Source organism: Niastella sp. OAS944, assembly GCA_024809215.1.
GTDB lineage: Bacteria > Bacteroidota > Bacteroidia > Chitinophagales > Chitinophagaceae > Niastella.
The window spans coordinates 1,610,730-1,633,782 of sequence record JANUBW010000001.1 but is presented as its reverse complement, the minus strand read 5'-3'; the positions used below and the strand labels follow the sequence as shown (position 1 = coordinate 1,633,782).

Genomic DNA, 23,053 nt, shown 5'->3' with positions numbered 1-23,053 from the left:
TAATATTCACCATTCATCATTTACGAATTAAGTTTTACGATTAAGCTAAATAATAAGAAATAACTATGTTATCAATTAACAACTTGCATGCAAGAATTGACGAGAAGAAAATTTTGAAAGGTATCAACCTCGAAATTAAACCAGGTGAAGTGCATGCTATAATGGGACCTAACGGTTCTGGTAAAAGTACATTGGCTTCGGTATTAGCCGGCCGTGAAGACTATGAAGTAACACAAGGTACTGTAGAGTTTGCAGGTAAAGATCTGTTGGAACTTTCTCCCGAAGAAAGAGCCGGTGAAGGTTTATTCCTCGCATTTCAATACCCTGTAGAAATACCAGGTTTAAGTACCACCAATTTTATAAAAACTGCGGTAAACGAAGTACGTAAGTACCGTGGTGAAGAAGCGCTGGATGCGGTAGCATTCCTGAAGCTGATGAAAGAGAAAATGGCCATGGTTAACATCGACCAGTCATTGCTGAGCCGTTCATTGAACGAAGGCTTCTCAGGTGGTGAAAAGAAAAGAAATGAAGTGTTTCAAATGGCCATGCTGCAACCCAAACTGGCTATTCTCGATGAAACTGATTCTGGTTTGGACATCGATGCCATTCGTATTGTGGCCAATGGCGTAAATAAATTACGTAATAAAGATAATGCAGTGCTGGTAGTTACCCACTATCAACGTTTGCTCGATTATATCGTTCCCGATTTTGTACATGTATTGTATAACGGACGAATTGTAAAATCAGGACCTAAAGAACTGGCGCTTGAGCTGGAAGAAAGAGGATATGATTTTATCAAGAATGAGTTTAAAGTAGAAGCGTAATTGCTAAGGGCTTAAGACCACTTAGCCTGTACAAAATTTACACAATGAACAATTTAGAATATATAAAAGAACGGTTTAATCAGTTGCCTGCTGTAGGGGAGAACGGACTGGGTGTTATTCGTCAAAAAGCATTTGACGCATTGAACACCATGGGTATTCCCACCACTCGCCACGAAGAGTGGAAGTATACCCGCATTGGCAGCTTTTTCAATAAAGAATTTAAATACACGGCAGCACATCCAACTGCAATAACTGCAACCGACCTGAGTGCGGTTCGTTTACCAGGTTATGAGCAGGCCAATGAACTGGTATACATCAATGGCCGTTATGCACCTGAGCTATCGGTGCTTCGTTCAAAAGGTTTAACCGTGCAGCCTTTGCAGGAAGCGGCTAAGAACGAATACAAAGACCTGGTATCAAAACACCTGGGCCATAGCAGCGATTATCTGAAAGATGGTATCAATGCATTGAGCACGGCTTTTGTACAGGATGGTGTGTTTGTACATATCAAAAAAGGCCAGATCGTTGAGCATCCCATTTACATTTATAACATTACCGATGCGCGTGAGGCCAATGTATTGGCACAACCACGCACGCTGGTGTATGTAAGCGAAAATGCACAGGTGAAGTTTGTTGAAACCTTCAACACCCTGGGCACACAGGAGAGCTTTACCAATCGCGTAATAGAGATCATTGTAGAAAAAGACGCTATCACAGAGTATTATAAACTACAAACTGATGCTTCACACGCGAGCCAGGTAGCTACCACGCATATTCGCCAGATTGGTAAATGCGTTACGCATACCGTAACGGTTTCGCTGAACGAAGGGTTGGTTCGTAACAACCTGAACATTGTGCTCGATGAGCAATATTGCGAAGCGCACCTGTACGGTATTTACTTACAACAAGGACAAAGCCACATCGACAACCATACTGTAGTTGACCATGCCCAGCCGCATTGCGAAAGCAACGAACTGTACAAAGGCATGTTAGACGATCAAAGTACCGGTGTGTTCAATGGAAAGATATTTGTACGCAAAGACGCGCAAAAGACCAATGCCTACCAAAGCAATAAGAACGTGCTGCTGGCAGAAGGAGCAAGCGTGAACACCAAACCACAGTTGGAGATCTTTGCCGATGATGTAAAATGTTCGCACGGTTGTACCATTGGCCGTTTGGATGAAGAAAGTTTATTTTACATGCGTTCGAGAGGTATTACAGAAGCCACTGCAAAATCTTTGCTGTTACACGGGTTTGCCATGGATATTCTGGAGCAAATTAAACTGGACCCCATTCGCGAGTATGTTGACAAACTGATTTCAGAACGTTTGGAATTTGATATAGCATGATACAGAGCAACACCATAACAAAGGAACTGGATGTATATGCAATACGGCAACAGTTCCCGGCGCTGAACCGGCAGGTGAAGGGTCAGCCATTAGTATATTTTGATAATGCCGCAACAACACAGAAGCCGCAGGTGGTGATCGATGCACTGGTTGATTATTATACCAATTACAACGCCAACGTGCACCGGGGTATTCATACCCTGGCCGAAGAAGCAACAGCTGCTTTTGAAGCCAGCCGCGATGCCGCCCGGCAGTTTATCAATGCTTCTTCAAGGGAAGAGATCATTTTTACCCGGGGCACCACCGAAGGTATTAACCTGGTAGCGTATACCTGGGGACGTAAGAATATAAAAGCCGGTGATGAGATCATCATTACCGAAATGGAGCATCACTCCAATATAGTTCCCTGGCAAATACTTTGTGAAGAAAAGGGCGCTACATTAAAAATGATCCCCCAGCAGGATGGCACCTTGTTGCTGGATGAATATAAAAAACTGCTGAGTTCAAAAACTAAACTGGTTTCTGTAGTGCATGTATCAAATGCACTGGGAACCGTGAACCCGGTAGAAGAGATCATTAAACTGGCACACCAGGCCGGCGCAAAAGTATTGATCGATGGAGCACAGTCAACCGTGCACCTCGATATAGATGTGCAGGCGCTTGATTGCGATTTCTTTGCTTTCTCCTCACATAAAGTATACGGCCCAACCGGTATAGGTGTGTTGTATGGCAAAAAGCAATTGCTTGAGGCCATGCCGCCTTTTCAGGGTGGGGGCGAAATGATAAAGGAAGTGACGTTGGAGAAAACTACGTATGCCGATCTGCCTTATAAGTTTGAAGCCGGTACACCAAATATTGGCGATGCCGTTGTTTTAAAAGCAGCGTTGGATTATGTGAGCAAGATAGGTAAGGCAAAGATCCGCAATCACGAGAACGAATTACTGGCCTATGCAACGGAACAGCTGGTGCAATTACCCGGCCTTCGGGTTATAGGTAATGCCGCAAATAAAGTAAGCGTGGTTTCTTTTGTAATTGACAAAGTGCATCCACAGGATATTGGCATTTTGCTCGATAACCGGGGTATTGCAGTAAGAACAGGTCACCATTGCGCACAACCTTTAATGGCTTGCTACGGAATACCAGGCACCATCAGGGCTTCTTTTGCTATGTACAATACCAAAGAAGAAATTGATTCGCTGATAACCGGATTGCAAAAGGCTTTAAAAATGTTATTATAAATGAGCGATCATAAGACCATACAGGAAATAGAGAATGAAATAGTAGAGGAGTTTTCACTGTTCGATTCGTGGGACGATAAATACGAATACGTGATCGACCTGGGAAAAAAACTGCCTTTGCTGGAGGAGAAGCATAAACTGGATGAAAATAAAGTGCGTGGATGTCAAAGTACGGTATGGCTGGTGGCTGATTATGCCAACGGTAAAGTGCATTTTAAGGCCGATAGTGATGCCATCATTGTAAAAGGATTGATAAGCATGCTTATTAGAGTGCTTACCAATCATACACCCGATGAGATCATTAATGCCAACCTGGATTTCATACAAAAGATAGGCATGACCACCCATTTAGCACAAACACGTGCAAACGGATTGCTGGCTATGGTAAAACAAATGAAGAATTACGCACTTGCCTTTAAAATCAAAAACTCGATGACGCATGGAGAACGAAGCGCTGAAACAAAAAGTAATTGAGGTATTGCAAACCATTTATGATCCTGAATTACCAGTGAGTATTTGGGAGCTGGGTTTGATATATGAAATAAATGTGCTGCCCATTAACAATATTCAAATAGTGATGACATTAACGGCGCCCGGTTGCCCCGCCGCCCAGTCGTTACCTGTTGAAGTTGACCAAAAGGTGCGCCAGATAGAAGGAGTGAATGATGTGCATGTAGCTGTTACCTGGACGCCAGCCTGGGATAAAAGCATGATGTCGGAAGCCGCTCAATTGGAATTAGGATTTATGTAAGAAGTGAGTGAAAGCCACTAACGCAAAAAAAATTACATGAAAATAACTGCACAGGAAGAATACGGTTTGCGTATATTAATACGACTTGCAGCCTGCAAGGATACGAATGGCATGAGCATTCCGCAGTTAAGTGAAGCGGAAGGGCTCACAGGCACATATGTTGCCAAGCTTACCCGTATTTTGCGAATGAAGGGATTGATAAAGAGTAAACCTGGAAATAAAGGTGGTTATGTGCTGGCAAAACCAGCACGCGAAATAGTGATCAACGATGCATTGAAAGCCCTGGGCGGACCAATGTTCAACAATACATTCTGTGGTTCGCATGCCGGTACCATGAAGTTGTGTACCAATTCGGTCGATTGTTCGGCCCGTTCTTTATGGCAAATGATACAGTATACGCTCGATCAGTTGTTAGATAAAGTAACGCTGCACGACCTGGTAAATTCGGAAAAAGAAAGCACCAAGATCTTATACCAAATGCTACAACCCGATCCCGCTATCATGAAAAGTATTATGAGTATTGTGGGTCAGTAAGGGAAGTTATAAAATATTTAAGCCCCAACGGTTACAGTTGGGGCTTTGTTATTTTTAGTAAATACTGACTTATATCATACTTTATCGGCAGCCCGCGATTGCTGCTCAACTACAATAACCTTGGTTTGGGGTAAATAACCATTCATGAAGTTAGTGTGCGAAGGATGCGATGCTACTAATAAAATTACTAATCCGGTATTAGAGCAAACTGATACGAGTTGCTGGTAATTCATGGACCACTGTTTTAAATAGGATACTTTATTGATTTTTTATTGTTAAGCAATGTTACTACCTATAACGTTTAGGTTTAGTATTAAGTATATTAAGTTATTGTGTGTACTCCTAACCTTTCAATATTAATAGTGAATAAAGGTGACCATCGTCAGTATTAATGATTCAATAACACTTATATAACGATATTACCTGTTAAGGGTATTGCTTTTTAATTTTATTTGATGTAGCTTAGGCAGACTTTTTATAACAGCTCCGTATATCCCTACCTTAACTTTCTACTCAACCAACTCAGTTTTAGCGGCTCTGTAAGTAAGCACAGTTTTATACATACGGTTAAAGGCCTGTATGCCACACGCACTCGGTATGGCATGAATGCATTTGTAATTTTTTTCTTTAACCATTAAAATCATGCGCTCATGAACAAGTCAGAAGAACTGAATGCGCTCCGCAGCAGCCTGCTGCAAAACGACAGCAGCTGGAATGCCGGCACTAACATGATTTTTGAACTTTCTGAAGAGGAACAAAAAAAACGATTGGGGTACACGCCCGGTCCGGGCGAACCAAGCCTTCTTGAACAAGAAGCTATGGCGCAAGCCAACCTGCTTAATTTTAATGTACGCAAAAGCGCTTATGGAAATGAATTTGGCGCCCCTACGTCATTCGATTGGCGTAACAAAGGCGGGCTAAACTACCTTACCCCTGTTAAAGACCAGGGTAATTGTGGTTCCTGTGTTGCCTTTGGCACCGTTGCCGCCGTTGAAAGCAGGATCAAGATCCTGAAGAACAATGCGGCTTATCCTGTTGATCATTCCGAAGCCCATTTGTTCTATTGCCTGGCACGAGCTGAGAGCCGCAATTGCGGCAATGGCTGGTGGCCCGACAGAGCCCTTGAAAACTATAAAGCAACCGGTGTTTGCGACGAGGCCTGCTATCCGTATGTAGCTGGTGATCAAAACTGTACGGGACGTTGTGCCGATTGGCAAAACCGCGTTACTAAAATAACCTCCTATCAAAATCTTACCAACATTGCAGCTATCAAAGAGTGGTTATCAACCAACGGCCCCATGGTAGCCTGCTTCTCAGTGTACAGCGATTTCTTTGCTTATAACAATGGTATATACCGTAAAACAGCCGGCGCCACATTACAGGGCGGCCACTGCGTATGCTGTGTAGGTTATAACGATGCACAACAGTTCTGGATCTGTAAGAACAGTTGGGGCGCAGGCTTTGGCGAAAGCGGCTATTTCCGCATTGGTTATGGTGAATGCGGTATCGACAGCGCTATGCAGGGGGTTGTAGGTATAGTTGATACAGCATGGCTGAGCAACGTAACCGTAAGAGGTTTGTGGAACAACCAGAGTGACCGTAATGCATATGCTTACCTGGGCAATGAAGGTTGGAAACGCATTACCCCAAGCAACGACACCAACTTCTTCCTCATGTTAAATGACCTGGCTTCTGCTAAGTCTGCGGGCCGTAATGTTACCGCCCATGTTGAAAATGGTATCATCACTGAAGTGTATGCTTAAAGCAAATTCATTGGTTTATAGTTCTTAATAGAAGAACATTATTTCACTTTAAAAATTATAACATGTCCAAAAAGAATATACCAACTGATATGCCGGCAACAGCAAACGCATCATCAGCAGTAAGTGAATCATTTGCACCAGCCGCGCAACCATTGATACCGCCTACTAAGATCGAAAACGGTAAATCGTCAAATGCTGGTTCAGGTTTGGCTACTCCTTTTGATTCTATAAAAGAATTTGAAAAGGGGCAAACTGAAGAAGGAGCTTTTGGCGCCGGCGTGTGGCAAAACAGTAAAAAAGTGCTGGGTTTATGGACGCATGCCGACACCCGTAATGCCTGGGTAAATCTCAGCGATCTGGGTTGGAAGAAATTTTACAGCGGATCAGATTCATCGGTAACGGCATTTGCTATGATTGCCGGAGGCGCTTTGGAAAAACAAACGCTGGTAAATGTATTGATCGATAACGATCAAATAGTTGAAATGTATGCCTGGTAGGCGATAATCAATTTAATACTACTTTGGCGGGCTATATGATGGTGATACCGTGTACTCATAAAAGATGTATGTTGATGTTGCATATATGGCCCGTCAAAGTAGTATTTATTATTTCCGTTCTATTAAATACGAGTTGTATGCAGGAGATACAATTAAGTGAAGCCGATAATGGAAAAAAGATACAATTGAAAATGGATGACCATGTTGTTATAAAACTGCCATCCAGCCCCGGTACAGGTTATACCTGGGAGTTACAGCCTAACAATCATTTCAGTGTATCGCATGAGTATAAGATGCAGGCCGATGCCGCCATTGGCGCCGCTGGTATTGATATATTCGAGCTTGACCCGCAAGCGCAGGTACAAAACGGCTCCATCAAATTCTTATACCGCCGTGCCTGGGAAGATGCCTCCAAAGCCGGAAAGCAGTTTAGTATCAATTATCAAATACAGTAACGGTTTTACCTTTTGAGGGTTATTTTATAAGCATTATAATCAGCCGATCCCACAGAGGCAAAATAGCGCGGTTCGTGCAGCACCATGGAATTATCGGTAAGTATAACAATGTTATACTTATGCCCCTGCACATTGATCTTAAAATGCTGCTCACTGAAAGTGTATGGCACCGTGTCGTATACTTTCTTAATATAAGAACACATTCTGCCATCAGGTCTGAACTCAATATACTCACCTGATTGTCCTTCGTATGGTGTAACCGCAGGGGCCAGGGATGTAGAAGAGTAAAAAGAATCAATCGTTTGTACAAGGCTCCATTTGTTTTGAAATCTATCTGCAACATCTTTCCCTTTCTTTTTGCAGGAGCCGGCGATCAATAAAGTTAAAATGGCCATACAGGGTATGACTGTTAACAGGCGGTTGCTGTTAACCGTTTTTGGTACGTTGTACATAATTAATTTCCCAAGGTTTTGATTAATGAAAGAAAGGCCCGCTATAAGCGATGCCCGCTACAATTGCCGTAGTTTTTAGAGGGAGGATATGCTTAAAAATAAGAAAAAGCCAGGAAGTATGCTACCCCTCAGGCTTTATTTGCAGCCGGCGTGTTGCGATAATTTGGTAAGTTTGACTATTAATGATCGCAATTTTTCATACAAAAAACGATTGCTATGAATAAAGGAAGAAACAAGACAAGAATGCGGCCAGGCAGAAAGCGTGTTAAAAATGCCGGATTTAAAAAGAAGAGGGTGATCTCATTACGTAAAAAGGTTAGGAACAAGTGGGGCGCCTCGTGCCGGTTGCACGATGAAGATGGTTTTGTGCCCAGTCATATAATAAAGCGGCACGAAGGCCGAAGTGTGCGCAAACAGCGGCGCCTGGCCAGCAACACGCCAAAGCTAAAGGCTGTTTAACGTATACATTTTCAAAACTTATCATGGCCCCCCCGATGCATTGGGGAGGGCCTTTTTTTTGAAGTATTCTACCAAGAGATAACGATTTTTTGTAACTTAATACCGCAGAGATTTTGCTAATGTGGAAATTCTGAAAAAATGTGTCCATTGGATAAAACGTTTTTTCACCTTAAATTCGTGCCGTATGGTTTTGTAAGATCTCCATAGAACCTATCCGCCTTATTCTCACACTCAGCTAATCAATAACCTATAACCGTTAGTCGCTTAATTGCGCATTACATTGGATGCGGAGGCATCTCGATCACAATTGATTGCATTGTCTTTCAGTAAATGAATTAATTAGTTCAAGAGCCTATGAATTCCGCAGGAGCAAGCAATGAAATCTAGCCAGTTTACTGAGACTCAAATTATTGACGGCTTAAAAAACGACGATAGCCGGGTGTTCGATCATTTGTTTGACGAATATTATACGCAGCTGCAATACTTCGCCGAGCGCCTGGTAAGCAATCGCGAGGAAGCGCAGGATATTGTCATTACAGTCTTTCGTAAATTCTGGAGCATCAGGCAGAACTTTGAGACCCAAAATAACATTAAAGCCTTTTTTTATATAACGGTTCGTAACCAGTGTCTCGATTACCTGCGATACAGGCAACGGCTGAATGAAGTAAAAAAGGAATATGAATCACATCTGCTTTCGGCAGAGGAATTAAAGCAGAGCGACCATCTTGTAATAGAATCAGACCTCATTAACCAGATCTACAAAGAGGTACAAAAACTTCCCAACCGGTGCCGCGAAATTTTCATCCTTACTTATTTTAAAGGACTTAAGACAAAGGAAATAGCCACCGCCCTTCAAATTTCCGAGAGCGCCGTTACCACACAAAGATCATTGGCCATCAAATACTTAAAGCATGCTTTTTCACAGGAAGGCTATGTTTTCTTTTGCCTGGTGCTGGCCGGTTTAGAAGCGCAGAGATCGTAAAAAAAAATATTTCAAATCTTTTTGGACAAAGCTGCTCTGCCATCCGTTTCTATTATGTAACGGTTACCATTTTGTTATTTTTTCGGTTAAGGCAGGTATAGGCAAAATATAATCAGATCACATCTTTAAAAGCTTAATGAATGGCTGAAGAATCGTATAACCTTTCCAACGAGTTGTTCGAAATGGGAACGCTGTTCCTAAAGTACAACCAGGGCGAAATAACCGAAGAAGAACAGGCTATACTGGATAACTGGGTAAATGCATCAGCAGAAAATAAACAGCTCTTTGCAACATTGACAAATAACGATGAATTACAGCCGAAGTTGAACCTGTTACATGAAATAGAAGGCACCAGGGAAGACGCGAAAAGATGGGCCATGCAATTGATCTTCACGGGCGCAGTGGTAACACCTGTTCGCAGGGCGGCAACGTACAGCATTTGGAAAACGGTTGCCGCAGCAGCTGTTGTAACAGCTGTTCTGGGTACAAGCGCCTACTTTCTGTTAAAGAAAGATACATCGGAAGTGGCAACTGTGCAACCTGAGCATAGCGTTTTGGCCGATGCAGCACCCGGCGCTTATAAGGCGCAGTTGGTGCTCGACGACGGCTCTACCATTGAGCTTGATAGTGCCGGTAACAGAAAGCTGGCCCAGCAGGGGAATATGCAGGTGATGAATGCCGATGGGCAGCTGGTGTATAAGAAAGATGCAACAACAAAAGCAACAGCTTTATTTAATACATTAAAAACAGCCCGGGGGCAAATGTACCCGGTAAAGCTATCGGATGGTAGTGCGGTTTGGCTCAACTCTTCCTCTTCAATCCGTTTTCCTGTAGCTTTTACAGAACAGGAAAGAAGAGTTGAAATTACCGGAGAAGCGTATTTTGAAGTTGCCCATAATGATAAAAAGCCGTTTACCGTATCGGTGAATGGAACAGAGGTGCAGGTGGTGGGTACAGTGTTTAATATAAACTCGTATAATGATGAAGGTTCTATGCGAACTACCTTGCTGAAAGGGGCGGTTAAAGTAAAGAAAGGCGATCAGCAGGTGATGATAAAACCGGGTGAGCAGGCGCAGGTGTTGAATGATAATATTAAAGTGAATAAGGAGGTGAATATTACAAAGGAAGTAGCGTGGAAGAATGGATTGTTCTACTTTAAAAATGAGGACCTGAAGACGATAATGCGCCAAATTGCCCGCTGGTACGATGTGGATGTGGTATATGAGGGTAATGTAAGCAAAGAAGGCATCAGCGGTAAAATATATAGAAATACAAACCTGTCCGAAGTGCTGAAATTGTTAAATGTGCTGGAGGTTAATTTTAAAATGGAAGGGAAAAAATTGATCATTAAAGGCTGATATTCATGCACTGATTTAGTTTGTGCATAAGTGAAAGTCTGATAGCAACATGAAACAGGTTAGTACATATAATGCCATGAGAAATAACGAACTGCAGCCGGCTGAAAGGGAGCAGTATTTTAACGCTCTTTATAAGGATTACTGGTACAAAGTATTTCGCCATTCGTATGAATATACAGGTGTGAAAGAGGAAGCTGAAGATATGGCGCAGGAAGTATTCCTGAAGTTGTGGCAACAACTCGACCGGCTAAGCGCAGTGCTTATGAATACCAGTGGTTATTTGTTCATTATGACCAGGAACAGTTGCCATAACCTCTATAAAAAAGAATTAAGAAAACGGCCATTGTATAAAGAATACTGCCGGGCTTTTACCGAAGAATATACCCATGATGCAGTAATTGTGAAGGAAATAGATCGCATAGCTGTTAAGGCGGTACAAAAGCTGCCCGGAACGCAGAAGAAAGTGTTTATCTATCGCGATATGGGTTTGGGCCGGCAGGAGATTGCTACGCTGTTACAGGTATCGGTAAAAACGGTTGATGCCTGTATAAATATAGCCATGAAGAAAGTGCGGCAATATGTAAGCCGGGAACTGGAATTATCAGCGGCTGCATAAATTCGATCGACCTTATTCCTTGCTCTTTACCATTTAATTGATATTGGAAACCCGGATAGGGGGTACTTCACTGAAAAGAAGAATAGTTTAAACCTGTGCTGCCGAAAATGATTGCGTATAAGTAAAAGGATAACGCTTTATGTAATGATGACGGCAGCACTGTTTTTTACTTATAAACGAAATACAATAGGGCAGCTTTAGTGCAACTGCATATTGTATGAGAAGCATCCAAACCATGAAAAACGATAACGGTTGTTGCGGCCTGAGCGATGTACAACCATGAACATTAAAACTGTTAAAACCGCTGCGAACATGAAAGCAACAAGGCAATTACCTGGCCTCTGTTTGGTTATTGGTATGACACAAATAAGCTATGCTGTTCCTCCCTCTGTAAAAGGGATACCTGCTACTTTCACCAATTATCAACTTTACTTATACAATACATTCAGCTCCGGTTCCGGAGGGTGACATCTTATCCAATTACTATTCACAACTTCTGATCAAATAACCAATACCTTCTTCCTGGCGCGCATTGCCATAATGCAAAAAGCTAACCATAACCAAATCCGCAAAAGTTAACCGCCACTAGCAGGCAGAAAAATGCCGATTGTGTTGGAAGCACAACCGGCTTATTCGGGTTAACTAAAAAACTTGGGGAAGTATTATTAATTAACCTACTACTTACAAAACTATGACAGATTTTATATCTGGCAAAGCTGTCCCTATGGGAACAGGACCAAAACAATTACTGCTGGAACAAGGATTGATAAAAACATTGCGGATCATGAAGTTAACTGCTGTTTTATTATTTTTTGCCGCTTTACAGGTTTCCGCCAAAGGCATTGCGCAGGAGAAAATAACCCTGTCGGTAAGCAATGCTTCGTTGGAAAAGGTTTTTGGACAAATTGAAGCTCAAACCGGTTTTGTTTTTATTTATAAGGATGAAACGGTTAAGGATAAGAAAGTAACTATACAGGTAACGAACGTAACGCTATCCCAGGCATTGGACGAATGTTTAAAGGGACAGGCTTTATCATACCAGATAGTTGGTAAGAGTGTAGCCATAAAAGCCATCAAGAAGGATACAGACCAGGTAGGCGGAGTACTAACAGGGGCTCCGCCTTTTATTGATGTAAGGGGAAGGGTAGTGAATGAGAAGGGCGAGCCGGTTGAAGGAGTGACGGTTACGGTAAAAGGGCATTCGAAAAAAACGCTTACAGATAAGAACGGGGAATTTTCATTGGCAACTGTAGAGCAGGATGCAACACTTTTGTTTACCCATATTACAATGGAGTCGTTTGAGGTAAAGGTGAGTGGGAAAACGGAGCTGGTGATTAATTTAAGAACGAAAGTGAGTGCGTTGGGTGATGTGGTGGTGACGGTGAATACAGGGTATCAGCAGATACCGAAGGAAAGATCTACTGGTTCTTTTGGCGTTATTAATAATGAGCAAGTGAATCGAAAATCGGGCACTGATATCTTAAGCAGGCTTGAGGGAGTAACTACCGGTATTCAATTTGATAAACGCCAAATGCAACCCAACAAAAACTCCCTTGCTGTAAATAATATTCTGGTTAGGGGAATGAGTACTTTGACGGAGGATATGAAATCGCCATTGATCGTAATTGATAATTTTGCCTATGATGGTGATATCAATAATATCAACCCAAACGATATAGAGAATATTACTATTCTGAAAGATGCTGCAGCTGCATCTATCTGGGGCGCCAGAGCAGGTAATGGTGTTATAGTGTTAACTACAAAACGTGGGCAGTATAATCAGCCCTTTAGGCTGTCTGTAAATACCAATGCTCAAATCACATCAAAGCCCAATCTCTTTGCTTACCCCGCTATGAACAGTTCTGACTATATTGACCTTGAACAGTTTTTGTTTGATAAGGGGGCTTATGATATTTTGCTGGCTGACCCTTCCTATCCTGCATTGTCGCCGGTTGTAGAAATTCTGGCGAAGAAAAAAGCCAATTCACTCACTGCTCAGCAGGCGGCAGCACAAATTGATGCATTACGTGAACTTGATGTAAGGAATGATTTTGATAAGTATGTTTATAGAACGGGAATTAATAATCAATATTCATTAAGTCTGAATGGTGGTAGTGCTAAAGCCAAATATTTGGTTACAGCAGGGTATGATAAATCATCATCCACTTTGAAAGGAAATGACTATCGTCGTATAACCCTTAGGGCTTCCAATCAATTCATGCCAGTCAAAAATTTAGAAATAAATGTTGGGCTTGTTTACACAAATAGCCTAGCAAAGAATAATAGTCAGGGAGATTATCGTAACAGCAATTATAATCAGAAAAGCCGTGCATTATATCCATATGCTCAATTTGCAGATGAGGACGGAAATGCACTTGCTATAGCAAAGGATTACCGTACAGGTTATACAGATACGGCAGGCGCAAATAAATTGCTTGATTGGAAATATCGTCCACTGGATGAACTTAAAAATAGTGATAATAAATATCGGTTGTCAGATGTCCTGTTAAATATAGGCGCAAATTATAAGTTAACCTCTTTTTTATCTTTTAATGTAAACTATCAGTTTGAGAATAGCCACGGAGAAACGCGTAATCTATATAACGCCAATACTTACTTTGCCAGAAACCTGATAAACCTTTTCACGCAACTACAGGGAACTAATGTTAATAATATAATACGCAAGGGAGGGATTTTAGATCTTGATCAAAGCGAAATGACCTCGCATATAGGAAGAGGCCAGATAAATGTTAATAAGAATTGGAATTCTGTGCATGAAATCTCTGGTATTTTTGGTGGCGAAATAAGGGAAAGAAAAGCCACAAGGAGACTGCAAAGGTTTTATGGTTTCGATGACAATAAGTATACAAGTGGTTCAGTTGATTATATTAATAATTACCCTCAATATGGAAACAGAGGTTCTGCGAAAATACTTGATCGATCTGGTGTGGACTTATTTACAGATCATTTTGTGTCGCTTTATAGTAACCTGGCGTATACCTATAAAGGAAAATATACAGTATCAGGAAGTGCCAGGCAGGATGCAGCTAATGTTTTCGGTATAAAAGCGAATAACAGGTGGAAGCCGTTATGGACAGCGGGTGCTTCATGGAGCATAGACAGGGAGGAATTTTACAAATCAAATTTAGTTCCCTACCTCCGGTTAAGAGCAACTTATGGTTACCAGGGTAATGTAAATACTTCAATGTCGCCCAATACTATAATTAGTTATAATTCTACTAATAATATTGCCAACCTGCCTTATGCTATAATTTCAAATCCTGCCAACCCCGAATTGGCGTGGGAAAGCATCAGGCAGCTGAATCTTGGACTGGATTTTAAAATTGGCCAAAGAGTGAGCGGAACAATGGATTTTTATAGTAAAAAGTCAAGCAATTTATTATGGAATAAACCAATCGATCCCACAGTGGGGGTGCCATCTGTTAAAAGCAATTATGCCACCATGACTGGCAAAGGAGTGGAAGTATCGTTGAATACAGTGAATTTAAAAGGCGCTTTTCAATGGAATTCCGAAATTGGGTTAACGCACAATACAAATCGTGTAATAGATTACGCGGCTCTTTATGACAAAAATTTACCTTCGGCTGGCGTGGCTTCTGGTAACGGCCTTGTAATTATGGGACGGCGGGGAAAATCACCCTATCCACTGTTTAGTTATCAGTTTGCAGGGTTAGACCCCAATACAGGAGATCCGCTGGGATATTTGGGTAAAAACGTTAGTAATGACTACAAAGCTATTTTGAATCAGGTATATGACACTGCAAGTTTAATTTATCATGGCTCTTCTATTCCAACTGTATTTGGATTTTTTAATAACATATTTAAATACAAAGAAATTAGCTTAACAGTTAGTGTTAATTACACTATGGGGTACTATTTTAGAAAGAATACGATCTCTTATTATGGCTTAATTAACTCCGGGTTACAGCATGCTGATTATGAAAAAAGATGGAAACAGGCTGGTGACGAAAATGTAACAAATGTTCCATCCTTTGTTTATCCGCTGTCAAATGATTTTCGGGACCAGTTTTATGCCAGTTCATCTGCCAATGTGTACAAGGGCGATAATGTTCGTCTTCAGAACATAAGGCTTGCTTATAGCCTTACCCGCAGTAGAATAAAAGCGCTTCCATTTCAATCGATACAAGTTTATGGTAATGCTGAGAACCTGGGTATTTTATGGCGGGCTAATGATGCTGGTCTTGATCCTGATTATAACACCGGCAATGCAGCTTTTCCCGTACCTAAAACATTTACCATTGGTGTACAGTTAAGTCTTTAACTACTAATTTCTACAAAATGAATAAACATCATATAAAAGTTCTGCTCTGTAGCCTTGCTATAATAATATTATCAGCATCTTGTAAAAAGTATTTAGACGAGAAGCCTGATCAACGTCTATCTACGCCTGACACATTGGATGATTTGCAGGCATTAATGGATAATCCGTCTTTTTATAAATGGGGCCTTCGTGTTATTCAAAATGTAACGGATGAATATTATTTACCTTACACCATCTGGCAATCAAGAATCGATATTGATAAGCAAAGTTATATTTGGGATCCGGCGGTTGATGATGAAAAGGATTGGACACAACAATATTCGCTTATATTAACTGCCAATACTGTTTTAGACAATGTTGATAGAATCAACGAAAAGTCAGCCAGCCCAAAAGCTGCTGAAATAAAAGGATTTGCATTATTTCTACGGTCATTTTCTTTCTTTCAGCTTGCACAATTATTTGCCCCGCAATATGATGCTGCCACGGCAGATACTGATCTGGGTATAGTCTTAAGATTAGAAGCCGATTTTAACATTCCCAGCGTACGTTCAACCGTACAACAAACATATGATCAAATAATAAAAGACTTGCAACTGGCTGTTGATTTGCTTCCTGAAAGCGTTGTGGCAAAAACACGACCTAATAAGGCTGCTGGCTATGCACTTTTAGCAAAGGTATATCTTCAAAAAGGTGATTACGCAAATGCCAAACAGGCTGCCAATGAAAGTTTAAAGTTATATAATCAGCTTATCGATTACAGTAGTACAACTGATGTAAATCCTACAGCAAGTGAGCCCTTTTTGAAAAAGGGGATATTGAATTCAGAGATTCTGTATTATGTTAATGATGAAAGTTCATTGAACGCTGTAAATACGAGTGCAAAGATTGATTCTTTTTTATATAGCTCGTATGATGTAAATGATATTAGAAAAACGGCCTTTTTTCGCCAGATTACAGGGGAGAATACCTACCGGTTTAAAGGGTCCTATAATGGATCCTCCTCTGTAGGAGCATTTGTTGGCCTTGGAACTGCAGAAGTTTATTTAATACGCGCTGAGTCCAGTGCCCGGCTTGGTGATATATCGTCAGCTATGCAGGACTTAAATGCTTTGCTTAGCAAAAGATATAAACCGGGAACAGTGCCAGTATTCAATCCTGGCACATCAGAGCAGGCTTTGACTATAATCTTAACGGAGCGTAAAAAGGAAATGATTTACAGGGGTGTTAGATGGGCAGATATAAGAAGATTGAATAAAAATTCATCTACTGCTGTTACACTTACCAGAAATTTGAACGGAACAATTTATAAACTTCCTCCCAATGATCTCAGATATACATTGCTTATTCCACTTACCATAATACAACAAACTAATCTGGAACAAAACGCACGATAATCTTTTACCTAAATAAAATAAATATGAAAATAGTTAGCAGTTTATTTATCGCCATGTTGTTTATGTCATGTTCGGCATATAATCAGGTTTCTAACGCCCCAGCTACGGAAAAGAATCCTCAGGTAAATGTAAAGGATTGGGGAAAAATGAAAATGATGGTTGGTGAAGAAATTTGGAACAACGCAGCTGGTGAGATCGTTTCACAAATTGGAGCCGAAGAATTTGCTGCGGTTAAGAAGCACTATGATTACAAAAGTATTCCTGCTGCCATGAGTTTGGCCAGTGAAAATAATAGAAAGAATGTAGATAAGTTTTATCAAAGATTGTCAGCGCTGAAGATCTTTAAAGTAGCAACTTTTAACAGTGTTTCAAATGGAAAAAACTGGGGGAAATCTGTGATCTTAAAAGTTCCTTATGAAGGTAATCAGGAATGGGACAAAAATATAAAATGGGATTCTGTTTATATTATTATTAATGAAGAAGAAGTAGAAAATATTTAGTAATAAAAAACGGTCAGTTGAATTCGGCTGACCGTCTTTTATTAGTCAATAGCTTTTTTTTCTAAAAAAACGTGCAGGCCACTTATGCCATTATAGGAGAATGTTTTTATTTTTTCTGATTCATCATTAAGGTTATTTGGTTGGGTAAAGCCTTCATCAAGTGCCGAAAATGCAGCTAAAAATTCAGCATTATCAATTTGCGAATCTACACTTTCAATTGCGATCCAACATAAAACATCCGATCCCAAAACAGAATCCTGTACATCGGTAGTTGGCGCTGCATAATTGCTTATTGAGTTTTGGGCGCCAGAATTGAATACCATATAAAAAAGGGAAGTCCATTTTGCAGTAAAAGAGCTGGCTACAATCGCTAACACTAAAGCTGTGATGCTTAACAAGTTTCGTTTCATAACTAGAACTTAAGGTTTAATGATCTTAAGCAAATACCTTAACAAATAAACGGTCAGTTGAATTTCAACTGACCGTTTGCATATAATTGCTATTATTGAGCAGCTTTCTTTTCCAACTGTGTGTGCAGAGTTGAATTACCACTGTAAGTGAATGTTATGTTTTTTTCAGACTCATCGTCCAGGCTGCTTGTAGAATTTGCATCTAAAGCAGAAAATGCAGCCAGGAACTCAGCGTTGTCAATTTGAGAGTCAGCGCTTTCGATTGAAATCCAAGCCAAACGGTCTGATCCAATAACAGCGTCTTGTTCTTCAGCAGTAGGAGCATCATAATTGCTCATTACGTTTTGAGAACCTGAATTATACACCATGTAGTAAGTAGTATTCAGTTTTGCAGTAAAAGAGCTAACTGCAATTGCTAATACTACAGCGGCAAAGCCTAAAAGATTACGCTTCATAAAATAAATAGTTTAAAAGTTAATGAAATTTGAGCCTACTCTTTTATAAGGTTTTCGGCATATCCCTTTTCCTTATTTCCAGCGATAAGGAGTTCGCTCTATCCATGTTTGGCCTACATGAACAGGTATATTGCGCAATAATTATTTTAAATATTCCCGGTAATATCAGGTGAAAACTACAGAAGGTTCCTTTTCAGTTTTGCTTTTTTGCTTCCTGAATCCTGATAGTAAACCAGATAACGCTAAAGCAAAAAGTAAACAATACAATACAAGTTGCTGAGTCGATGAAAGTGTATTTAGTAATCCTCCAAAGTCATTAGGATATCGATAATGTGTTACTACAATGTAAAACCCAAGTATTGCGAAAGGTATTACCAGTATCAAACCCCATTTCCGTAGGCGAGGCATAAATAACAGAATGGAGATAAGCAATTCTGATGCTATCATTAACCATGCTGTTTCAGTTGTGTATTTAGTATAAAATGCCAGTAAATTCTTAAGGCTTTGAAGTTGTATGAAACTACTGATAAACGTATGTACAAAGAAAATAAGAAGTGTCGCTGCTATTATCTCGACAATAACATTCCTCTTCGGCTTCTCGCCGCGTAATATTTCATTTTTCATCTCAATAAGGTTTATACACCAGGCCTGCCTGGTTAATGTGCTCAATGAATAACTTACAGTCTCTTTGGTTAAGGCTGGCTTTGCCAGTGAATTGGTTGGGTGGCGTTACGTAGTTTTGCTGTCTCGCTTATGTGCTGTGCTTCGTAGTGTGTAACCGGCTTTTTGCTTCGTGAGTGTTTGTCCTGTCGAATGTGTGTGCAAGATAGTTCACCGTTTTTATCGCATTTGCACATTTTTTTACCATTTTCTCACTGTTTTAAATTGTGTGTGTTTATCACCGTTATTAGCTTACTGCAGGGTGCCTCAATTAGACAAAAAAGGCAGCACAGCAAGCCACTGTTAAAAACCTTCTATAATAGATCAAGAAAGGCCGTTGTTGATTGAAATGATCTCATAACCGTTTCATTAATTGATACTGCGAATTTACACTCTCACATTTTCGCTGTTTGCACTTTTTTTATACAAAATGCCACGATGATTTATTCAGTTAGCAATTTTAGAATTGTAAGTTGGGTTGCCGGTGAAGTTGGTTTGGCAATAACAAATGGAGTGATAGTTGTAACTGCTAATACAGTTGTTAAATTCGTCATTTGGATAAGGTTCAATTGTTAATGATACGCCTACTCTTTTTCAGGTTTTCGGCCAGCCCTGTAATACAAAAATATCATTTCTTCTTACATCTTCAACATTTCTGAGGCTTAAGTTACGACCGTGAATTTCTCCTGTTTGCATTTTTTTTATACAATTTCACACGCACGTTTCTTCTGTTTGCAATGGTACACTGGTATAAATTGTTACAGGCAAATCGGTTGTGCAGTTGTGTGACCTGCCTGCAACAATTTGTTAATGATAGTAAAAAACAGGTTAGTAAGTAACGGTTAGCATGCTTCCTGCAAAGGCAGGGGTAAGTGACGGCTGCGCCATTGTCCGGGTGTAATACCATATACATCTTTAAACGCCCGTACAAAGGCGCTTTGTGAACTGTAACCGCATTTGGCCGTTATTTCCTGCATGGTCAATTCATCTTCCAAAAGCAGGTTGGTAGCGGCCTCCAGTCTTTTTTTGATCTCGTATTCTTTGATCCTTGTGCCAAATAACTGGCGAAAACCTTGGTGAAGCAAATTGATACCGATCTGTGAATGTGTTTTGCGAATGAGCGCTGAGATTGTTTTAGTTTCCAGCGGATGTTGATCAATGTAGTCTTTAATGGAATGAATGGCCTCCAGGAATGTTTTACGCAAACGTTTCTGCATAAGATAATTTTAAGATAAAGGTTTATGTTGCATTTGTGCCCTAATGCATGTGATCTGCTTACTATATCGATTCAGATACCATTTTGTTCTAACTAAGAGAACGGATAAATTATTCGCAGGGGAGGAGTTACTAAAACCAAATGTAAATTTTTTTTCCTAACGGATAAAGGTCGTTTTTTAAATAAAACATTAAAACTACAACTGTATTTCATGGTTAGGCTTTACCGGTAGACTTAAATTTTTCATTTTCAATAAAGTACTTAAAGTTCTTTACCATGTTGCCTTTCTGATAAATTTATTGCACATTTTCACTTTCAGTATTTATAGGTGATGCCGATCAGGTTTGTTTACCTAAAGTTTACCTAAAGGTTACCTGGCGCTCGTTTTTGCTTAACCCCAACGTTACTTCAACTTAACCTTTTTTTACCTGAGGGGTAAACAAAAGATAAATGAGGTACGACCGTGGTACAACGCAAAGATAACAGGGGTAGTAAAGAAAGGTAAAGACTAGACAAGCCAGGTTACATTCTGAGCCATGATTTATGTCAAGAATAAGCACCAATTTTAGATAATGGATATTGGAATTTATTATAATTTATACCTTTGTTATGGAAAGAATTAGAATTAATGAAAAGAATTACAATTGAGTCCGGAGGGGTTCAGTTTTGTGTAAAACTTTACATTTATTTGATCGTGATCAATACCTGAATCCATAAACCATGCACCAAAACCTTGCTCAACGACTTAAAAACTTCCGGGAAAGAACAAAAATTAAGATGCCCGCCATTGCAATTCTTACCGGTATTGCAAAAGAAACCCTGTATAAATGGGAAAAAGGCACCAAACCCAGCGATATCAATGATTATTTCAGGCTAAAGGCCTATCTCGATAAAATGGAAAATAAGATTGCTGAAGAACAACTGGAGCAGGCGAGCCAAAAGCCCGCTACGCTTAGGCTGCCTTTAAACCCCAACCTGCTGCCTGCTCCCCAAACCGATGGTAAAGCTGCCTCTGGTACCATCTTATTCCATGATAATGAACCTGAGCTTATTGTAGACCGTATTAATGCGCCCTTCCTGGGGCCTGTTGATGGGGTAATTGAAGTAACCGGCGAAAGCATGGCGCCCACCTTTGCCAATGGCTGCCGAGTAGGCATTATACGCCTGAATAACTCCAGGATCCTGAACTGGGGACTGCACTACTATATCATTGATAAAAACTGGCAGGGTATTGTTCGGCGCGTATACCAGGGCAATAACAATAGCACGCTTTTACTGGTTTCTGATCATCCCAACCAGGAACTCTTTCCACCTATACATCGTGAGTGGGATCAAATTGAAGCTGTGTTCAAAATAATAGCTGGCATTCTACGATATTAGATATTTAATTTTTTCTTAAAACGAGCTTAATTCCTCCATTTTTAGCCGTTTTGTATAATTTTTTTTCCAATCAGTTTAGTACAGCAAACTTGCTTAATTGTTTTAAGTAATAGCAAAATCATTTTTATATGATGTTCAGCTACCAATGCTCTGGTAAAGTGTAAGTGATTGCATTACCTTGAATGTAATGTATTACAAAAAACAGGTTCAATGATTACAATTGAACCTGTTTTATTAACCAGGTCCTAAAAGCGGAAATAATTATAAAACAACCTATAGGGAACGGATCGCAGAGCTTTTAAACTCCTATATACCCTGTTTTTGTATAGATCTTTTATCGTTTTTCTACTTCAAGGATCTCTTCGTCTGGTAACCCGGTCGCTTCTCTAATGACCTGTAAAGCAGCAGCTTTTGTAAGATTGTCGCTGTTCTTCTGAATGTATCTGGCGATGGTAAACTCTGTACAGCCAAGCACATCCATCAAGCGGCGACGGGTAACCGGATTGTTAATTGCCTTTAATGCTTTTTGGCTGAGTTTCATTATTTCTTAATTTGGTACAGTAATTTTGCTCTATAAAGATAATGGAAAATGTTCCATTTTTTATAAATACTAAGTGTAATTTCTTACTTCTTTTCACTTAATTGATTAACATCAATGGAAATTGGCAAACGGTTAAAAGAGTTCCGGAAAAGAAAGAATATAAAAATGCCTGCCCTGGCAGCGGCTACCGGTATTTCTAAAGAAAACCTGTATAAGTGGGAGAAAGGGACCAAGCCAAGCGACTTCGATCAGTTAAAAATATTGATCGAGTACATCGAAAAAATGGATAACGCTCCCGATCATGTAGTGGAAGATCCTAAACTCAGTAACACAAAAAAAGGAAAGCCTGCTACAACCTTTTTAACCGGTATCTTTCTTTCACAGGATGAAGAGTCGTTGTTGTTATTTGATAACAATACGGCCCCTGGCAATGTTATTGTCATAAACAAACAACCGATACTTGTTGCCGCCCGGATAGATGCCCCCGTTATTGGCGAAGTTGATGGCGTTATTCCTGTAACCGGCGAAAGTATGGAGCCCCGGTTCAGAAGCGGTAACTGGATAGCTATAAAAAAACTCCGTTTTATCAAGATCATCAATGCCGGTTTCTTTTACTATATAATCGATAAGAACCATACCGGTCTTATAAGAAGGGTGCGGCCCGCCGGTGAAAATAACAGCATCATTCTCACTGCTGAAAACGGAAAAGATTATCCTGAAATAACCCGTAAAATGGATGAAATACTGGCCATCTTCAGTATAGAAGCCGTTATATTTAAATAAGTGCTTTCCCTCATATAAAGCCTTTCTGTTTTTACCCATTTATTTCCTCATCGTTCTGCCTTAGTAGTTACATACCGGTGTTCTACAGGTTAACCTGTAACCTCCTTACTTTCCGCCTTTTTGTATATTCAAA

General features: G+C 40.3%; 25 protein-coding genes. 18 read left to right on the top strand and 7 right to left on the bottom strand.

Annotated elements, in window-relative coordinates; all coding sequences use genetic code 11:
• Positions 1-65: 65 nt before the first annotated feature.
• Genes sufC through GGD38_RS06400 form a run of 6 tightly spaced genes read left to right on the top strand, consistent with a single transcriptional unit; the run spans position 66 to position 4,696 of the window.
• Complete coding sequence (gene sufC, locus GGD38_RS06425; protein WP_375298841.1) at positions 66-824, top strand: Fe-S cluster assembly ATPase SufC; 759 nt, start codon at positions 66-68, stop codon at positions 822-824.
• A gap of 44 nt (positions 825-868) precedes the next feature.
• Positions 869-2,173 (top strand): Fe-S cluster assembly protein SufD, encoded by a 1,305-nt coding sequence (gene sufD, locus GGD38_RS06420; protein WP_375298842.1) that lies wholly within the window; start codon positions 869-871, stop codon positions 2,171-2,173.
• Entirely contained in the window at positions 2,170-3,411 is a 1,242-nt protein-coding gene (locus tag GGD38_RS06415) for a SufS family cysteine desulfurase (protein ID WP_375298843.1), read from the top strand. The genes sufD and GGD38_RS06415 overlap by 4 nt, the downstream gene beginning before the upstream one ends.
• Positions 3,412-3,885, top strand: coding sequence for a SufE family protein (locus GGD38_RS06410; RefSeq protein WP_375298844.1), 474 nt, complete (start codon positions 3,412-3,414; stop codon positions 3,883-3,885).
• On the top strand, positions 3,851-4,162 hold the full coding sequence (locus GGD38_RS06405) for an iron-sulfur cluster assembly protein (RefSeq protein ID WP_375298845.1): 312 nt from the start codon (positions 3,851-3,853) through the stop codon (positions 4,160-4,162). Before GGD38_RS06410 ends, GGD38_RS06405 begins: the two co-directional genes overlap by 35 nt.
• A gap of 36 nt (positions 4,163-4,198) precedes the next feature.
• Positions 4,199-4,696: an RrF2 family transcriptional regulator gene (locus GGD38_RS06400; RefSeq protein ID WP_375298846.1), complete on the top strand. Its 498-nt coding sequence runs from the start codon at positions 4,199-4,201 to the stop codon at positions 4,694-4,696.
• A 74-nt stretch (positions 4,697-4,770) separates the two neighbouring features.
• On the opposite strand, the gene GGD38_RS06395 is transcribed toward GGD38_RS06400, so the two are convergent.
• On the bottom strand, positions 4,771-4,929 hold the full coding sequence (locus tag GGD38_RS06395; RefSeq protein ID WP_375298847.1) for a hypothetical protein: 159 nt from the start codon (positions 4,927-4,929) through the stop codon (positions 4,771-4,773).
• Positions 4,930-5,346: 417 nt separating this feature from the next.
• Between GGD38_RS06395 and GGD38_RS06390 the strand changes: the two genes are divergently transcribed.
• The 3 genes from GGD38_RS06390 to GGD38_RS06380 all read left to right on the top strand — a co-directional run bounded on the left by GGD38_RS06390 (position 5,347) and on the right by GGD38_RS06380 (position 7,411).
• Positions 5,347-6,459 (top strand): C1 family peptidase, encoded by a 1,113-nt coding sequence (locus GGD38_RS06390; protein WP_375298848.1) that lies wholly within the window; start codon positions 5,347-5,349, stop codon positions 6,457-6,459.
• Between the two features lie 62 nt (positions 6,460-6,521).
• Positions 6,522-6,956 (top strand): hypothetical protein, encoded by a 435-nt coding sequence (locus tag GGD38_RS06385; protein WP_375298849.1) that lies wholly within the window; start codon positions 6,522-6,524, stop codon positions 6,954-6,956.
• Between the two features lie 137 nt (positions 6,957-7,093).
• Positions 7,094-7,411, top strand: coding sequence for a protease inhibitor I42 family protein (locus tag GGD38_RS06380; protein ID WP_375298850.1), 318 nt, complete (start codon positions 7,094-7,096; stop codon positions 7,409-7,411).
• Positions 7,412-7,416: 5 nt separating this feature from the next.
• On the opposite strand, the gene GGD38_RS06375 is transcribed toward GGD38_RS06380, so the two are convergent.
• Complete coding sequence (locus GGD38_RS06375) at positions 7,417-7,863, bottom strand: hypothetical protein (RefSeq protein ID WP_375298851.1); 447 nt, start codon at positions 7,861-7,863, stop codon at positions 7,417-7,419.
• A 216-nt stretch (positions 7,864-8,079) separates the two neighbouring features.
• On the opposite strand from GGD38_RS06375, the gene GGD38_RS06370 reads away from it, so the two are divergent.
• The 7 genes from GGD38_RS06370 to GGD38_RS06340 all read left to right on the top strand — a co-directional run bounded on the left by GGD38_RS06370 (position 8,080) and on the right by GGD38_RS06340 (position 17,475).
• On the top strand, positions 8,080-8,322 hold the full coding sequence (locus tag GGD38_RS06370; protein ID WP_375298852.1) for a hypothetical protein: 243 nt from the start codon (positions 8,080-8,082) through the stop codon (positions 8,320-8,322).
• A 376-nt stretch (positions 8,323-8,698) separates the two neighbouring features.
• On the top strand, positions 8,699-9,304 hold the full coding sequence (locus GGD38_RS06365; protein ID WP_375298853.1) for an RNA polymerase sigma factor: 606 nt from the start codon (positions 8,699-8,701) through the stop codon (positions 9,302-9,304).
• A gap of 140 nt (positions 9,305-9,444) precedes the next feature.
• Positions 9,445-10,662 (top strand): FecR family protein, encoded by a 1,218-nt coding sequence (locus GGD38_RS06360; protein ID WP_375298854.1) that lies wholly within the window; start codon positions 9,445-9,447, stop codon positions 10,660-10,662.
• A gap of 76 nt (positions 10,663-10,738) precedes the next feature.
• A complete protein-coding gene (locus tag GGD38_RS06355; RefSeq protein WP_375298855.1) occupies positions 10,739-11,278 on the top strand; it encodes a sigma-70 family RNA polymerase sigma factor in 540 nt (179 codons plus the stop codon).
• Between the two features lie 724 nt (positions 11,279-12,002).
• Positions 12,003-15,581: a SusC/RagA family TonB-linked outer membrane protein gene (locus GGD38_RS06350; RefSeq protein WP_375298856.1), complete on the top strand. Its 3,579-nt coding sequence runs from the start codon at positions 12,003-12,005 to the stop codon at positions 15,579-15,581.
• Between the two features lie 17 nt (positions 15,582-15,598).
• Positions 15,599-16,975, top strand: a complete 1,377-nt coding sequence (locus tag GGD38_RS06345; RefSeq protein WP_375298857.1) for a RagB/SusD family nutrient uptake outer membrane protein — start codon at positions 15,599-15,601, stop codon at positions 16,973-16,975.
• Positions 16,976-16,998: 23 nt separating this feature from the next.
• Positions 16,999-17,475, top strand: coding sequence for a hypothetical protein (locus GGD38_RS06340; RefSeq protein ID WP_375298858.1), 477 nt, complete (start codon positions 16,999-17,001; stop codon positions 17,473-17,475).
• Positions 17,476-17,516: 41 nt separating this feature from the next.
• Here GGD38_RS06340 and GGD38_RS06335 read toward each other — a convergent pair whose 3' ends face one another.
• From GGD38_RS06335 to GGD38_RS06320, 4 genes are all read right to left on the bottom strand, one after another.
• Entirely contained in the window at positions 17,517-17,885 is a 369-nt protein-coding gene (locus GGD38_RS06335) for a hypothetical protein (RefSeq protein WP_375298859.1), read from the bottom strand.
• Positions 17,886-17,977: 92 nt separating this feature from the next.
• Positions 17,978-18,340, bottom strand: coding sequence for a hypothetical protein (locus tag GGD38_RS06330; RefSeq protein WP_375298860.1), 363 nt, complete (start codon positions 18,338-18,340; stop codon positions 17,978-17,980).
• Positions 18,341-18,505: 165 nt separating this feature from the next.
• On the bottom strand, positions 18,506-18,964 hold the full coding sequence (locus GGD38_RS06325; RefSeq protein ID WP_375298861.1) for a hypothetical protein: 459 nt from the start codon (positions 18,962-18,964) through the stop codon (positions 18,506-18,508).
• A gap of 878 nt (positions 18,965-19,842) precedes the next feature.
• A complete protein-coding gene (locus GGD38_RS06320; RefSeq protein ID WP_375298862.1) occupies positions 19,843-20,217 on the bottom strand; it encodes a helix-turn-helix transcriptional regulator in 375 nt (124 codons plus the stop codon).
• A 719-nt stretch (positions 20,218-20,936) separates the two neighbouring features.
• Here GGD38_RS06320 and GGD38_RS06315 point away from each other — a divergent pair.
• Positions 20,937-21,596 (top strand): helix-turn-helix transcriptional regulator, encoded by a 660-nt coding sequence (locus GGD38_RS06315; protein WP_375303781.1) that lies wholly within the window; start codon positions 20,937-20,939, stop codon positions 21,594-21,596.
• Positions 21,597-21,930: 334 nt separating this feature from the next.
• Here GGD38_RS06315 and GGD38_RS06310 read toward each other — a convergent pair whose 3' ends face one another.
• Positions 21,931-22,137, bottom strand: coding sequence for a hypothetical protein (locus GGD38_RS06310; RefSeq protein ID WP_375298864.1), 207 nt, complete (start codon positions 22,135-22,137; stop codon positions 21,931-21,933).
• A gap of 114 nt (positions 22,138-22,251) precedes the next feature.
• Between GGD38_RS06310 and GGD38_RS06305 the strand changes: the two genes are divergently transcribed.
• Entirely contained in the window at positions 22,252-22,920 is a 669-nt protein-coding gene (locus GGD38_RS06305; protein WP_375298865.1) for an XRE family transcriptional regulator, read from the top strand.
• Positions 22,921-23,053 lie beyond the last annotated feature (133 nt).